Raw genomic sequence first — 14,147 nt, forward strand, 5'->3', positions numbered from 1 at the left:
GGGTGGTTATTTTTTGTCGGGCGCGGTCTGTGGCGGTATGCGTGCCCACCAGGTGTCAATGACCCAGCCCTCGCCGCTGGAGTACGGCGGCACCGTGGCGGGCTTGGCCAGTCTCCAGGCGTTGTAGGCCATGCGGTGCGTGGCCGCCGTCCATTGCGGAATGAGGTAGTGGCTGTGCGCAATGATGCGCTCCAGCGCGTGGCAGGCGGGCAGCAGCTGGGCTTCGGTTTTGGCCGAGGTCATGGCCTTGATCATGGCGTCCACCGCCGGGTTCTTCACGCCCGCAAAGTTGCCGGAGTCCTCCACGTCGGCCGCCTGGCTGCCGAACATGTCGGCAAACTCCTGCCCCGGGTTGTGGGTGCCCTGGAAGGCCATCGAGGTGATGTCGAAGTCAAACTTCTGCAGGCGCTGCTGGTACAGCGCAAAGTCCACGGAGCGGAAGCGCAAGGTGACACCGATCTTTTCGAGGTTGCGCATCCAGGGGGTGATGGTGCGCACTCCACCTTCGTTGCTGTCCATGTATTCCAGCACCATGGCCTCGCCCTTTGCGTTGCGCAGGGCGCCATCGCGCACCTCCCAGCCCGCCTGTTTGAGCAGGGCCTGCGCGCGGCGCAGGTTGGCACGCAATGACGAATCGCCGTCGGTGCGCGGGGGCACGGTCATGGGGCCAAAGGCGGTTGCGGGAATGTCTTTGCGGTAGGGCTCCATCAGCGCAAGCTCCTCGGGCGACGGGCTGCCCCTGGTTTCGCACGCGGTGTTGCCAAACAGGCCGTTCACGCGCTGGTAGGCGCCGTAGAACATCTGGCGGTTCATCCACTCATAGTCCATCGCCAGGCCCAGGGCCTCTCGCACGCGCGCATCCTGCAGCAGCGGGCGGCGGGTGTTGAGCACGTAGCTCTGAAAGCCCGACGGCAGCTTGTGCTTGAACTCGCCCTTGACCAGCTCGCCGGTGTCGAATTTTTTGCCCGTGACGCGGCGGGCCCAGTCGCCCGCGCTGAAGAACCGCATGAGGTCGAACTCGCCCGCCTTCAGGGCCTCCAGCCGCGCCGTGTTGTCCTTGTAGATCTTGACCAGGATGCGGTCGAAGTTGGCCGTGCCCTTGCGCACATTGAGGTCGCGCGCCCAGTACTGCGGATCGCGCACATAGGTGATGTCCTTGCCAAACCGCACGGGCCCGATCTTGTAGGGGCCGCTGCCGATGGGGATGTCCATCACCACCTGGTCAAAGGGCTTGGCCTTGCCGTTTTCCACCCCCCAGTCGCGGCCGAACACCGGCAAGCCGCCCACGGTGATGGGAAGCTCGCGGTTGGGTTGCTTGAAGCGGTAGCGCACGGTGCGGTCGTTGATCACATCCACGCCCGCCACCTCGATCAGCAAAGTCTTGTACGCAGGCGAGGTGAAGGGACCCACCAGCGTTTCGTAGCTGTGCTTCACGTCCTGGGCCAGCACTGGCTTGCCGTTGTGAAACCGCGCCTCGGGCCGTAGGCGGAAGGTGGCAGACAGCCCATCGGGGGCGACTTCCACGTCCTCGGCCAGCAGACCATAGCCGGTCGCGGTCTCGTCCATGGAGCCCACCAGCAGCGAGTCGAACATCAGCGACGACAGGTAGGCGGGTGCGTTGCCCTTGATGGTGAACGGGTTGTACTTGTCGAAGGTGGAGACGCGCAGGTTGCTGACCAGCCGCAACTCGCCGCCCTTGGGGGCGTCGGGATTCACGTAGTCGAAATGCGCAAAACCCGCCGGATAGCGCGGCGCGCCCCACAAGGCATACGCATGCGCTGCCCACGCTGGAACAGCACACCCCATCAGCAACAAAGCCAGCCAAAACCGCATGCGACAATTCTGCACTACGTTCGCAGGGGCTTGCAGCCAAAGCCGCATATCCACATGCACCGGGCGCCAAGCCTGCATTCCGCTATTCCACAAGGAGATTTCACATGGGTTTTCTGACCGGCAAGAAGCTGCTCATCACGGGCGTGCTGTCCAACCGCTCCATTGCCTACGGCATTGCCAAGGCCTGCCACGAGCAAGGCGCCGAACTGGCGTTCAGCTACGTGGGCGAGCGCTTCAAGGACCGCATCACCGACTTTGCGGCCGAGTTCAATTCCCAGCTGGTGTTTGACTGCGACGTGGCCAGCGACGAGCAGATCGCGCGCATGTTCGCGGATCTGTCGCAGACCTGGCCGAAGTTTGACGGCTTTGTGCACAGCATCGGCTTTGCACCGCGCGAAGCGATTGCGGGCAACTTTCTGGACGGCTTGAGTCGCGAAGGCTTCCGCATTGCACACGACATCAGCGCCTACAGCTTCCCGGCCATGGCCAAGGCGGCCCTGCCCTATCTGAACGACAAGTCGTCGCTGCTGACACTGAGCTACCTGGGCGCGCTGCGCTCCATCCCCAACTACAACACCATGGGTCTGGCCAAAGCCAGCCTGGAAGCCAGCGTGCGCTACCTGGCAGAGGCCGTGGGCCGCACCGAAGACGGCCGCAGCATCCGCGCCAACGGCATCAGCGCAGGTCCCATCAAGACGCTGGCTGCCAGCGGCATCAAGGACTTTGGCAAGCTGCTCAGCCGCGTGGCCGATGCCTCACCCCTGCGTCGCAACGTCACGATTGAAGACGTGGGCAATGTGGCGGCCTTCCTGCTGTCGGACCTTGCCTCGGGCATGACCGCCGAGATCACCTATGTGGACGGCGGCTTCAGCCAGACGGCGGGCCTGAGCGCCGACCAGGTGTAAATCCTCGCCAGGGCTGCACGCTCACTACGTAATTGGCTTCTAGCGCACATAAATCATGCGCTAGAAGCTATTTTTTGATAGCGCCACCTACCTATGCTCCGCAGACACTGGCTGGCCTGTATGGGCCTTGCACCCCTGGCAGCACTTGCAATACCCCAGGCCTGGGCCGCCGACGCGCCCGCCCTGTTGCTGGCCAATGTGTACCGCCCCGGCATGCGGCTGGCGGACTACTGGGTGAGCGAAAAATACGATGGCGTGCGCGGCTTTTGGGACGGCCACACACTGCGCACGCGGGGCGGCGAGACCGTGGCGGCCCCGGCATGGTTTACCGCCGGCTGGCCTGAAACTCCCATGGACGGCGAGCTGTGGGCAGGACGCGGCCGGTTCAGCCACGCCCAGTCCACCGTGCGCCAGCAGAAGCCGGACGATGCCGCATGGCGCGAGATGCGCTTTATGGTGTTTGACCTGCCCGCCCATAGCGGCACGTTTGACCAGCGCCTTCCTGCACTGAACAAGCTGGTCGAAGCGCTGGACCAGGCTTGGGTGCAGGCGGTGCCACAACAGCGTGTGGCGAGTGACGCAGCACTCCAGAAGTTGCTGCTGCGCACCGTGCGTGCGGGTGGCGAAGGACTGATGCTGCACCGTGGCGCATCCATGTACCGAGCAGGTCGCAGTGACGATCTCATCAAGGTCAAGACCCACGAAGACACCGAGGCCCGCGTGGTGGCCCATCTGCCCGGCCAAGGCCGCCACGCGGGGCGGCTGGGTGCCTTGGTGGTGGAGATGCCTTCGGGCCAGCGGTTCCGGCTGGGCGCAGGGTTGACCGACGCCGAGCGCGACCACCCGCCGCCCGTGGGCAGCTGGGTGACCTACCGCTTTCGGGGCACCCACGACAGCGGAGTGCCGCGCTTCGCGAGTTTTGTGCGAGTGCGAGAGGACGTGCCGCCGATCCGCTGACAGCGGCCACAGCGACCCCTGGCCGATCCCGGCCCTGCGATGCGGCGGCCATGCCAGCGGGCGGGCAGCCCCTCCCATCAGTTGCGCAATCAGTTCGGCAACAGGACCTTGTCCACCACGTGGATCACGCCGTTGGACTGGTACACGTCGGCAATCGTCACCGTCGCCGTACCGCCCTTTTCGTCCGTCACCATGACGGCATTGCCGCTGGCCTTGGCGGTGAGCGTACCGCCCGCCACCGTCTTGAAGTTGGCCATGCCTTTGCCGTCAGCAATCATCTTGGACAACGCAGCAGCGTCGTACTTGCCCGCCACCACGTGGTAGGTGAGCACCTTGGTCAGGGTGGGCTTGCTCTCGGGCTTGAGCAGCGTGTCCACCGTGCCGGCGGGCAACGCGGCAAACGCCGCATTGGTGGGCGCAAATACGGTGAACGGACCGGGGCCCTTGAGCGTCTCTACGAGGCCAGCCGCCTTGACCGCCGCCACCAGGGTGGTGTGGTCCTTGGAGTTCACGGCGTTGTCGATGATGTCCTTGCTGGCCAGCATGGGCGCACCGCCCACCATGACCTGTGCCGCGGCAGGCATTGCGGCAGCAGCCATGGCTGCGGTGAAGGCGATGGTGGCAAGGCGGGCGTTGAATCGAAGGGTCATGAGAATCTCCTGAGAGGTGTGTGAAGACAGTCGTCACCGCATGAAAACCACGCGGCTGACAGTCAATACGGCAGCACCACAACAGCGGATTCAAATGCACAAAAAAATCGCTCCGCCAGCCATGCCGGGGGAGCGATTTTCGAGACGCAGGTGCACCCACACACCAGCGCGAAGACGTGCTTATACGTTGCGCCCGTACGGACCGTCGTCGCCCACCTGCACCAGGTTTTTGGCCGTTGCCAGTGGCTTGGGGTTCTTGCCGGTCTTGCCTTGCTCTGCCACGCAGTCGGCGTAGTAGCGCACCTGGCCGTTCTCGTCTTCCACTTCCACCAGGCCGTGGATATCGGTCTCAAAGCCCGGGCACAGCTTGGCGAATTCGCGCGCGAACTTGAGGTAATCCACGATCTTCTTGTTGAACACCTCGCCCGGGATCAGCAGTGGAATGCCTGGGGGGTACGGTGTGACCAGACCCACGGTGATGCGGCCTTCCAGGTGGTCGATCTCCACGCGCTCGGTGGTGCGGTGCGCAATGTGCGCGTACGCATCCGAGGGCTTCATGGCGGGCGTGAGGTCCGACAGGTACATCTCGGTGGTCAGGCGCGCGATGTCGTACTTGGCGTACATCTCGTGCACGTGCTGGCACAGGTCCTTGAGGCCCATGCGTTCGTAGCGCTTGTGCTGCTGGCAGAACTCGGGAAGGATGCGCCACATGGGCTGGTTCTTCTCATAGTCGTCCTTGAACTGCTGCAGCGCAGTCAGCAGCGTGTTCCAGCGGCCCTTGGTGATGCCGATGGTGAACATGATGAAGAAGCTGTACAGGCCCGTCTTCTCCACCACCACGCCGTGCTCGGCGAGGTACTTGGTCACGATGGACGCGGGGATGCCGGTCTTGTCGAACTTGCCGTCCAGGCTCAGGCCCGGCGTGACGATGGTGGACTTGATCGGGTCCAGCATGTTGAAGCCGTCAGCCAGCTGGCCGAAGCCGTGCCACTTGCTGCCCTTCTTGCTCTTGCTGTCGCTGCGGATGATCCAGTCTTCTGCGCGACCAATGCCCTCGTCGGTGAGCTTTTCAGGGCCCCAGACCTTGAACCACCAGTCGTTCTTGCCGAACTCTTCCTCCACCTGGCGCATGGCGCGGCGGAAGTCCAGTGCCTCCAGGATGCTTTCTTCCACCAGCGCGGTGCCGCCGGGCGGCTCCATCATCGCGGCGGCCACATCGCAGCTGGCGATGATGCTGTACTGAGGGCTGGTGCTGGTGTGCATCAGGTAGGCCTCGTTGAACAGGTGGCGGTCGAGCTTGGTGGTCTGCGAATCCTGCACCAGCACATGCGATGCCTGGCTGATGCCAGCCAGCAGCTTGTGGATGGACTGTGTGGCGTACGTCACCGAATGCTTGGGGCGTGTGCGCTTTTTGCCCATGGCGTGGTAGCTGCCATAAAACGGGTGGAACGCCGCGTGCGGCAGCCAGGCCTCGTCAAAGTGCAGGTTGTCCACATAGCCATCGAGCATGCCCTTGATGGTCTCGGTGTTGTACAGCACGCCGTCGTAGGTGGACTGCGTGAGCGTCAGCACGCGGGGCTTGACCTTCTTGGCATCCACGCCTTTGAGCAGCGGGTTGGCCTTGATTTTGGCTTCGATGGCCTTGGGCTCGAACTCGCTTTGCGGGATCGGGCCGATGATGCCGAAGTGGTTGCGCGTGGGCTTCATGAACACAGGGACGGCCCCGGTCATGATGATGCTGTGCAGGATGGACTTGTGGCAGTTGCGGTCCACCACCACCACATCCCCGGGCGCCACAGTGTGGTGCCACACCATCTTGTTGGATGTGGACGTGCCGTTGGTCACAAAGAAGCAGTGGTCGGCATTGAAGATGCGCGCGGCGTTGCGCTCGCTCTCGCCAATGGCGCCGTTGTGGTCCAGCAGCTGGCCCAGCTCTTCCACCGCGTTGCACACGTCGGCGCGCAGCATGTTTTCGCCGTAGAACTGGTGGTACATCTGGCCCACGGGGCTCTTCAGGAACGCAACGCCGCCGGAGTGACCAGGGCAGTGCCAGCTGTACGAGCCGTCTTCGGCGTAGTCCAGCAGCGCCTTGAAGAACGGTGGCTGCACGCTCTCCAGGTAGCTCTTGGCCTCGCGGATGATGTGGCGCGCCACGAACTCGGGGGTGTCCTCGAACATGTGGATAAAGCCGTGCAGCTCACGCAGGATGTCGTTGGGCAGGTGGCGGCTGGTCTTGGTCTCACCGTGCACATAAATGGGCACTTCGGCGTTCTTGCGGCGCACTTCGCCAATGAAGTTGCGCAGGCTCAGCACGATGGGGTCCAGCCCTTCGCCCTCGGAGAATTCTTCATCGTCGATGGACAAGATGAAGGCACTGGCGCGGCTCTGCTGCTGCGCAAACTGCGAGAGGTCGCCATAGCTGGTGACCCCGACCACTTCAAAGCCCTCGGCCTCAATGGCCTGTGCAAGCGCACGAATGCCAAGCCCCGAGGTGTTCTCGGAACGATAGTCTTCATCGATGATGATGATGGGAAAGCGAAACTTCATGCGCAGCCTCCAAGGAGCCGTGGCCTGCCCGGCCAAAAAACGAAATAGGCGCGAAGTGTAAGGAATAACGTTGACGCGCCTTTGAACTGCCATCCTTTTGACCCAGAATGTGGTGCACTAAACACAACCACACAAGGAGGTTCTACATGGAGGCATCCACCATCTGGTGGCTGGCAGCAGGGGCCGTGGTCGTGGCAGAACTGCTCACCGGCACGTTCTATTTGCTGATGGTGGCCTTGGGGCTGGTAGCCGCCGCCCTGGCCGCCCACCTGGGCCTGGCGTCCGCAATGCAGATGGTGTCGGCTGCCATTGTGGGCGGCGGGGCCGTCGTGGCCTGCTACCTGCTGCGGAGAAAGCGCCCCGGCGATCCGTCTGCACGTGCGGACCGCAGCGTGAACATGGACGTAGGCGAAACCATCCTCATCGAAAGCTGGAGCCCCGACGGCACCACCACCGTGAAGTACCGGGGCGCCCAATGGACGGCCATGCACCGCCCCGGCGTCACCCCGTCTACTGGCATGCATCGCGTCGCCGAGCTGGTGGGCAACCGCTTGCTGGTGGACCCGCTGTAAACACCGAAGACTCCCTGTCGATCACCCAAGAAAGGTTTCCCATGGAAATTGCCATCGTCATCCTGATCATTGCCGTGATCTTCATCGCCCGCTCGGTCAAGGTCGTGCCCCAGCAAAACGCCTGGGTCAAGGAACGCCTGGGCAAATATGCGGGCACGCTGACTCCCGGGCTGAACTTTCTGATCCCCTTTGTGGACAAGGTCGCCTACAAACACAGCCTGAAGGAAATCCCGCTCGATGTGCCCAGCCAGGTCTGCATCACGCGCGACAACACGCAGCTGCAGGTGGACGGCATCCTGTACTTTCAGGTCACCGACCCCATGCGCGCCAGCTATGGGTCGAGCAACTACATCATGGCTGTGACCCAGCTGGCGCAGACCTCGCTGCGCTCGGTCATCGGTAAGCTCGAACTCGACAAGACCTTCGAAGAGCGCGACATCATCAACGCGCAGGTGGTGCAGGCCATCGACGAAGCCGCCCTGAACTGGGGTGTGAAGGTGCTGCGTTATGAAATCAAGGACCTGACCCCGCCCAAGGAAATCCTGCACGCCATGCAGGCCCAGATCACAGCGGAGCGGGAGAAGCGCGCACTGATCGCCGCCTCAGAAGGCCGCCGCCAGGAGCAGATCAACATCGCCACCGGCGAGCGTGAGGCCTTCATCGCCCGCTCCGAGGGCGAAAAACAGGCCGTCATCAACAAGGCCCAGGGCGAGGCCGAATCCATCAAGGCCGTGGCCGAAGCCAACGCCCAGGCTATCGAACGCGTGGCCGCAGCCATCCGCCAGCCCGGTGGCGAGCAGGCCGTGCAGCTCAAGGTGGCTGAAAAAGCCGTGGACGCCTACAGCCAGGTCGCGTCGGACGCCACAACCACCCTCATCGTGCCCAGCAACATGACCGAGGTTTCGGCGCTGATCGGCTCGGCGATGAAGATGGTGCAGACATCCCAAAAGGCAGGCTGACAACGTGTCGGCCCACTGAAATTTTCAGGTGACACCGATCAGTGACCGGAATGCACCCAATCCTGTGGCTATAATCGAGGGCTTCGGAGAGGTGGATGAGCGGTTTAAGTCGCACGCCTGGAAAGCGTGTGTGGGCTAATCCCCACCGCGGGTTCGAATCCCGCCCTCTCCGCCACATATCAACCCAGGTGATTCCGGTCACCTGGGTTTTTTGTTGTGGGGGCTGGCTTTTTGCACACAGGACCCCGGCGCTTTGGGCTGAACATCAACGACTGTGCGCCCCGCTCGGTGCATGACAGTGTCTGCGACAGCCATGGCCATTCATGTCAACGACCCTGCGATTGCGGGGCGGGGGCTGACCTCCAGCGTGGTGCGCAGGAGCACACCGGGGGCAGTGCCCACACTGGACCTGCAGGCCATACAGGTCCCGGTGCTGGTCTACCACCATGCCAGGAACGGCTGCAAACACTGCCAGGCCAGCGATACGCCCGCCATTCTGAGAGGGCTGGCGCGGGCGCCGGTCAAAAAGCTGACGGTAGTCCATGGCGGCACCTACCCCGTCGGTGATGAGGGTGCTGACCAAGATTGGCCCGGCTTCATTGGCATCGAGCAGGAAGCCATTGCCCAGATCACCGCGTGGATTCAGACGCCCGCGCCCTGATCTATTCATGCCGCGATGACCGCTGGACGGCTCCACAGGAGCCCTCTGCAGTCCGTCCGCTTGGCACTCCATCCGCATCCCACTCAAGGCCCTGAACCGGGCCTCCGGACGCTTGCAAGGCGCGGAACGTTTCTGGCAGGTTTGTAAAGGCAACAGGCCGTAACAGTTGCCCATGGAGCCCTGTTATGGCACTTGTCTTACACGCGGAACTGCGGCACTTTGCTGAAATCCTAGCCAGCAGCCATTGAGGTTGCACCGGGAGGTCATTGCGGCCCCCACCCTTTTTTCAAAAGGACTTCACCATGAAACGCCATTCCTTACCGCCGGGAGCGCGCGCGTTGATAGCGTTCATCGGAACCGTGGTGCTGGCAGTGCTGGCGGCGGTGTCATTGCTGATGCCGGACGTGGCCGTGCAGTCTGTGGATTCGATGTCGCACGGGCTTACCGGGCTCGACCAGATTTTGTCCACCAGCTTTCTGGACCACTGAGTTGTGATGCGTGCAGGAGTGGCTGGCGCTGCGTTGCAGCGCGTGTGCGTCCAAACAGCAACACAGTAGTAAAAAGCATAGCATCGGAGTACCATCCGGCGCTGCACACCGGGACTTTTCGGTGGCATTCTGGAATGGAGGACGATCGTGACCACACGTTTTCGCATCTCTGCAAACCGTTTTTCCTTGATTCACTCCCCGAAATTCTGGGGTTCGATGGTGTTGCTGGCCGCTGTGGCGGGCTGTTCCAGTCCCCGCGATAACGCATTGGACGAGTTCTCGCGCTGGTACGACGGTGCCAGGGCCCAGGCCCAGGCAGGGGCCATGAGCTGGAGCGAGCTGTACAAGCAAAGCTTTGACCGCCTGACCGCCCTGCCCCCCTCCCTGCAACAAGACACACGTCTCGAAAACACGGTGCTGCTGCTGTCTGTGGCCCGCAAGCTGGAGTCCAACGAGATCAGCCCCCAGCAGTTCGCCATGGAGCGAGACGACATCGAGACCCAGTTGCAGGCTCGCCTGCGCTGACGAAGCCACCAGCAGCGGCAATGCAGCTTCTGGCGGCCTGGTCAATGGCTTGAGTGGCGGTTGCTGAAGCAACTGGGGCAGCTTTTTGTGCCCCCGCCACGGCTCGTTACCTGCCTCCTCCCTAGCGCGGCGGCCAACGCTATCGAGACGTAGACCCCGACTGCTCCACCACCCTCACGCGACGGCGCAATGCGTCGGCTGCCGCAGTGTCCCCGGCAGCCTCTGCCCTTTGCACCTGCAGCAGCAACCATGCCATCAGCGGCCTGCGCCAGCCCTGTGCCGACGCGGTATCGGTGGCTGTAGCGATGACTGCCGGGCTGGCGTGCCCCGTCTGCAACAACACGCCCGCCGCCACCAGGCGCGAAAGGGGGTCGGCAATGCCCGCCAAGCTGGCAGCGTTGCCTGCAGTGGCGACCGCACGCTGCGCCGGTGGCAAGAGAGCCACCTGGCCGGCCTGCACGCGGCCCGCCAGATAGTCGGCGTAGGCCTGCTCGGGCGCAGCGGCGTCGGCGCGCAAGGCCTCAAAACGCTCGCACGGTTCGGTGACCAGACTCGCCACCTGGGCCGCGCAGCGCATCAGCTCCAGGCGCGCCAGCAGATCGGGGCGACCCGTGCGCGCCACTTCGGCGCGGGCCCGGTCCCATTCGAGCTTCTCCACGCGCGCGTTGCCGGACAGGTAGGCCTCGATGGCTTTCTGGGACGCACCCTGGGCATTCATCTGCCAGTCAGGCACCGGGGGTTGGCTGGAACACGCAGCCAATGCGAAGGCACAGCCGATGGACAGGAGCCGCAACACAGCCCGCAAACGAGGTGCAGCAGAGGGGTTCATGGCAGCTTCAGCTCCGTGTCGCGTGCAAAGGGCCATTTGCGGTTGATCTCGTTGACAAGGCTTTCCACCTTGCGCAGATTGCTTTCCACCTCGGCGCGCAGCGCGCCCAGGTCCGTCGTGGCTTCGCGGGCATTGGCGCCAATGGCCTGGGCCTCCACCAGCACGGCATCCACCTTCTTGAGGCTGGTGCGGGTGTCGGACAACAAACCATTGAGCTGGGCCACGGTGGCGCGCACCTCGGGCACCAGCGCGTCCTTGTTGCCCTCGCTGCCAAACACCTGTTTGTCGGCGCGGGCGGCCATACCGTCCAGGCGCGCCAGCAGCGCGTTGGTGCGCTCCAGCGTGGCCACAATCTTCTTCGCGTCGGCTTCGTTGCCCATCAGCACGCCCAGGGCGCCGCCCGGCCCGTTCAGGCGCTCCGTGAGGGCCTTGACGTTGGTCAGGGTGTTGCCCAGCGCGGCGTCGGGCGACGTCAGGGCGTTCAGGTTGGTCAGCAGCTCGCGCGCGGTCGCCATGAGCTGCGGGATCTCCGCCGTGGCATCTCCGCGCAACACCGGCCGCACGGCGCCATCGGGCAGTGCGGGGTCGGTCAGGATGCCGGAGTACGCCCGGATGTTGGTGCCCCCCACCAGACCGCGTACCAGCGTGAACACGCTGGACTCGCGCAGCCAGTGCGCGTCCTTGCGGGGCACGTCCACCAGGATGCGGGCATTGCCCGATTCGGCAAGCTCGATGCGCCGTACGCGGCCAATGGGAAAGCCCGAGAAGGTCATGTCCATGCCCACCACCACGCCTTCGGAGTCATCGGCCGTCAGCACCAGCGTCTGCGTGGGCTCAAAAGCGCCCCGCGCATACAGCAGGTACAGGCCCGAACCCACGATGAGGGCCAGGGTGAACAGCAGCAGCGCCGCAGCCTTGAGTTCCAGATAGGCCACCGGGCGCAGGGCCTCGACCGGAGGCGCGTCGGCCCCGGCGGGGCCATGCGATGGGTGAGGAGAATGGTCGTTCATGTCGTGGGTTTATGCGGGTGGGTGCGAGCGGCGCGGGCCGTCAGTAGTAGTTGCCCATGAGCGAGGCCACCTCGATCAGCAGCAGCACCGCAAACATGCGGGCCAGGCCGCCCAGTTCCGAGTCGGGCTGGGTGCGTTCGCCGCTGTCATACAGCCCGGCAGCCATGGGGATCAGCGCCACGGCCAGGCTGAAGAACAGGGTCTTGAGCACAAACACCATGGTCACGCTGGGCGAAAACACCTGGCCGAACATGCGCGTGTAGCTCGGCAGCCCCGCCATGTTGAAGCCGTACACCCCCAGGTACGCCAGCACCAGCGCCACCACGCAACTGAGCGCAGCGAGCGTGACGCAGGCAAACACCCCGGCAATCACGCGGGGCAGCAGTTCGATGCGCACCGGGTCGGAGCCCTGGCGGCGCAGCGCCTCGAACCGGCCCGTAAGCCGCAGGTGCGCCAGTTGCGAGCCGTTGGGAATGGTGCAGCGCATGGCCACAAACAAGGCGGCTGTGAGCGGGATGAGCTCCAGCACCAGCACGCGGATCACCATCTCCAGCGCATAGCGCGACAGCCCGTAGCTCAGCGCCGTGACCACCACAATGCGCGTGAGCACCAGGCTGATGAGCGCCGCCAGCACCGTGAAGCCCAGCAGCACCGGCGCCGTGTCCAGATACAGGTGCCGGGCCAGCGCGCGGCGGGTGCCCTTGCCGTAGCTGGACGGCGACAACACCAGCACCAGCACCACCGCGCCCAGATACAGGATGCGCCACCAGGCCACCGCCCAGCGCCGCGCCGTGTTCCACACACGTTCGGGCAGGGAGAGGCCGGGAAGGCGCGAGATCATGGGCGGATCATAGCGGGGGGCATGCGCCAGGGCAGCCCATGACAGGCTTCTGGAGATATTTGGGCCATTTTCGGGCGATAGCGCTACAAACATATGCCCAAGTAGCTATCAATTAGATAGCAAATAGCACACACGCAGCCGCGCCGTACAACAACTGCTCACACATGGCGCTTGCCCTGGCCGGGAGGGGCGTTGACGCCCACTGGCTGCGCGTCAGCCCGCGCATGCAGAGCTTCGATGATGTGGCAGGTGGCGTCCGCGCCATCGCAACGGCTGCGCAGCGCCTGCAGGTCGGCCTCCAGCGCCTGCAGCTCGGCCAGGCGGGTGCGCACATGCACCAGGTGTGCATCCAGCGTGTCGCAGGCAGCATGGCAGTCCGTCTTGCTGTCCCAGTCCAGCGCCAGCAAGGTTCTGACCTCGTCCAGCGACATGTCCATGGCGCGGCACAGGCGGATAAACCGCAGCTGGTGTACGTCGGCGCTGCTGTATAGGCGGTAGCTGTTGTCGCCGCGCGCACCGGGCGGCAGCAGCCCCTCTTTTTCGTAGTACCGGACGTTGGCGGCCGACACGCCGGACTGCTGGGCGGCCTCGCCAATGCGGAACTGTGCAGCGTGGGGGTCCATGGGCTTGACCTTCAAGTGACTTTAAGGTTTCCAATGATGCCATCGCTTTCCAAAACCGACAGGAGAAAACACCATGTCCGCCCATTGCCATCACGGCCACCACGACCACAGCGCCCCCGGCCACAGCCACGATGCCCCCGCCAGCGCAGACCCGCGCTACCGCCGCATCCTGTGGATTGCGCTCGTCGTCAACGCCGCCATGTTTGTGGTGGAACTGGGCGCGGGCACCCACTCGGGCTCGGCGTCGCTGCTGGCCGACGCCATCGACTTTCTGGGCGATGCGGCCAACTATGGCCTGTCGCTGTGGGTGCTGGCCATGGCGCTGACCTGGCGCGCGCGCGCCGCGCTGCTCAAAGGCGCCAGCATGTTGGCGTTTGGCGTGTTCGTGATCGGCCGGGTGGCCTGGGGGGTGTGGCAAGGGGTTCCGCCCGAGCCCTTCACCATGGGTGGCGTGGGCCTGATGGCGCTGGCGGCCAACCTGGGTGTGGCCGCCCTGCTCTACGCCTGGCGCGAGGGTGACGCCAACATGCGCGGCGTGTGGCTGTGCACCCGCAACGACGCGCTGGGCAACCTGGCCGTGATGGCGGCCGCGCTGGGGGTGCTGGGCACGGGCACGGCCTGGCCCGACCTGGCGGTGGCGGCCGTCATGGCGGGCCTGGCCATCAGCGGCGGCTGGAGCGTGATCCGCCACGCGCGGCAGGAGCTGGCCAGCACCGCCGGCGCCCCCGCAGCACACGGGCACTGATC

15 protein-coding genes and 1 tRNA gene are annotated in these 14,147 nt (G+C 64.4%); 9 read left to right on the top strand and 7 right to left on the bottom strand.

Translation table 11 applies throughout. The features are described 5' to 3' along the window. Nucleotides 1-6 precede the first annotated feature (6 nt). Nucleotides 7-1,833, bottom strand: coding sequence for an extracellular solute-binding protein (locus N4G42_RS13240; RefSeq protein ID WP_260667471.1), 1,827 nt, complete (start codon nt 1,831-1,833; stop codon nt 7-9). A gap of 104 nt (nt 1,834-1,937) precedes the next feature. On the opposite strand from N4G42_RS13240, the gene fabI reads away from it, so the two are divergent. Together fabI and N4G42_RS13250 are read left to right on the top strand one after the other, a co-directional pair. After that, nucleotides 1,938-2,738 (top strand): enoyl-ACP reductase FabI, encoded by an 801-nt coding sequence (gene fabI / locus N4G42_RS13245; protein WP_056064037.1) that lies wholly within the window; start codon nt 1,938-1,940, stop codon nt 2,736-2,738. A 93-nt stretch (nt 2,739-2,831) separates the two neighbouring features. Continuing rightward, nucleotides 2,832-3,695: a DNA ligase gene (locus N4G42_RS13250; protein ID WP_409557824.1), complete on the top strand. Its 864-nt coding sequence runs from the start codon at nt 2,832-2,834 to the stop codon at nt 3,693-3,695. An 89-nt stretch (nt 3,696-3,784) separates the two neighbouring features. Here the strand turns inward: N4G42_RS13250 and N4G42_RS13255 are convergent, their stop codons facing one another. Together N4G42_RS13255 and N4G42_RS13260 are read right to left on the bottom strand one after the other, a co-directional pair. Beyond that, a complete protein-coding gene (locus N4G42_RS13255) occupies nt 3,785-4,345 on the bottom strand; it encodes a fasciclin domain-containing protein (RefSeq protein ID WP_260667475.1) in 561 nt (186 codons plus the stop codon). A gap of 180 nt (nt 4,346-4,525) precedes the next feature. Then, nucleotides 4,526-6,892 (bottom strand): arginine/lysine/ornithine decarboxylase, encoded by a 2,367-nt coding sequence (locus N4G42_RS13260; RefSeq protein WP_056064046.1) that lies wholly within the window; start codon nt 6,890-6,892, stop codon nt 4,526-4,528. A 146-nt stretch (nt 6,893-7,038) separates the two neighbouring features. Here N4G42_RS13260 and N4G42_RS13265 point away from each other — a divergent pair, with 146 nt between their 5' ends. The 6 genes from N4G42_RS13265 (at nt 7,039) to N4G42_RS13290 (ending at nt 10,097) form a co-directional block, all read left to right on the top strand. After that, nucleotides 7,039-7,464: an NfeD family protein gene (locus N4G42_RS13265; RefSeq protein ID WP_099730573.1), complete on the top strand. Its 426-nt coding sequence runs from the start codon at nt 7,039-7,041 to the stop codon at nt 7,462-7,464. Between the two features lie 41 nt (nt 7,465-7,505). Continuing rightward, nucleotides 7,506-8,423 carry an SPFH domain-containing protein gene (locus N4G42_RS13270; protein ID WP_056064052.1) on the top strand — a complete coding sequence of 306 codons (918 nt, stop codon included), beginning with the start codon at nt 7,506-7,508 and terminating at the stop codon, nt 8,421-8,423. 85 nt (nt 8,424-8,508) lie between these two features. After that, nucleotides 8,509-8,598, top strand: a tRNA-Ser gene (locus tag N4G42_RS13275). 138 nt (nt 8,599-8,736) lie between these two features. Next, nucleotides 8,737-9,084 (top strand): hypothetical protein, encoded by a 348-nt coding sequence (locus N4G42_RS13280; RefSeq protein WP_260667476.1) that lies wholly within the window; start codon nt 8,737-8,739, stop codon nt 9,082-9,084. Between the two features lie 302 nt (nt 9,085-9,386). Then, nucleotides 9,387-9,572, top strand: coding sequence for a hypothetical protein (locus tag N4G42_RS13285; protein ID WP_056064060.1), 186 nt, complete (start codon nt 9,387-9,389; stop codon nt 9,570-9,572). Nucleotides 9,573-9,719: 147 nt separating this feature from the next. Beyond that, nucleotides 9,720-10,097 carry a hypothetical protein gene (locus N4G42_RS13290; RefSeq protein WP_082565025.1) on the top strand — a complete coding sequence of 126 codons (378 nt, stop codon included), beginning with the start codon at nt 9,720-9,722 and terminating at the stop codon, nt 10,095-10,097. A 139-nt stretch (nt 10,098-10,236) separates the two neighbouring features. On the opposite strand, the gene N4G42_RS13295 is transcribed toward N4G42_RS13290, so the two are convergent. From N4G42_RS13295 to N4G42_RS13310, 4 genes are all read right to left on the bottom strand, one after another. Then, the gene (locus N4G42_RS13295) at nt 10,237-10,926 is read right to left on the bottom strand and encodes a hypothetical protein (protein WP_260667477.1); all 690 of its coding nucleotides are present in this window, start codon (nt 10,924-10,926) and stop codon (nt 10,237-10,239) included. Further along, the gene (locus N4G42_RS13300) at nt 10,923-11,936 is read right to left on the bottom strand and encodes an MlaD family protein (RefSeq protein WP_260667478.1); all 1,014 of its coding nucleotides are present in this window, start codon (nt 11,934-11,936) and stop codon (nt 10,923-10,925) included. The genes N4G42_RS13295 and N4G42_RS13300 overlap by 4 nt, the downstream gene beginning before the upstream one ends. Nucleotides 11,937-11,976: 40 nt before the next feature. Next, on the bottom strand, nt 11,977-12,777 hold the full coding sequence (locus tag N4G42_RS13305; protein WP_015014693.1) for an MlaE family ABC transporter permease: 801 nt from the start codon (nt 12,775-12,777) through the stop codon (nt 11,977-11,979). A gap of 158 nt (nt 12,778-12,935) precedes the next feature. Beyond that, entirely contained in the window at nt 12,936-13,400 is a 465-nt protein-coding gene (locus tag N4G42_RS13310) for a Cd(II)/Pb(II)-responsive transcriptional regulator (RefSeq protein ID WP_260667479.1), read from the bottom strand. A gap of 73 nt (nt 13,401-13,473) precedes the next feature. Between N4G42_RS13310 and N4G42_RS13315 the strand changes: the two genes are divergently transcribed. Then, a complete protein-coding gene (locus N4G42_RS13315) occupies nt 13,474-14,145 on the top strand; it encodes a cation transporter (protein WP_260667480.1) in 672 nt (223 codons plus the stop codon). Nucleotides 14,146-14,147: the final 2 nt, after the last annotated feature.

Source organism: Acidovorax sp. K2F (assembly GCF_025246485.1).
Taxonomy (GTDB): Bacteria; Pseudomonadota; Gammaproteobacteria; order Burkholderiales; family Burkholderiaceae_C; genus Acidovorax; species Acidovorax delafieldii.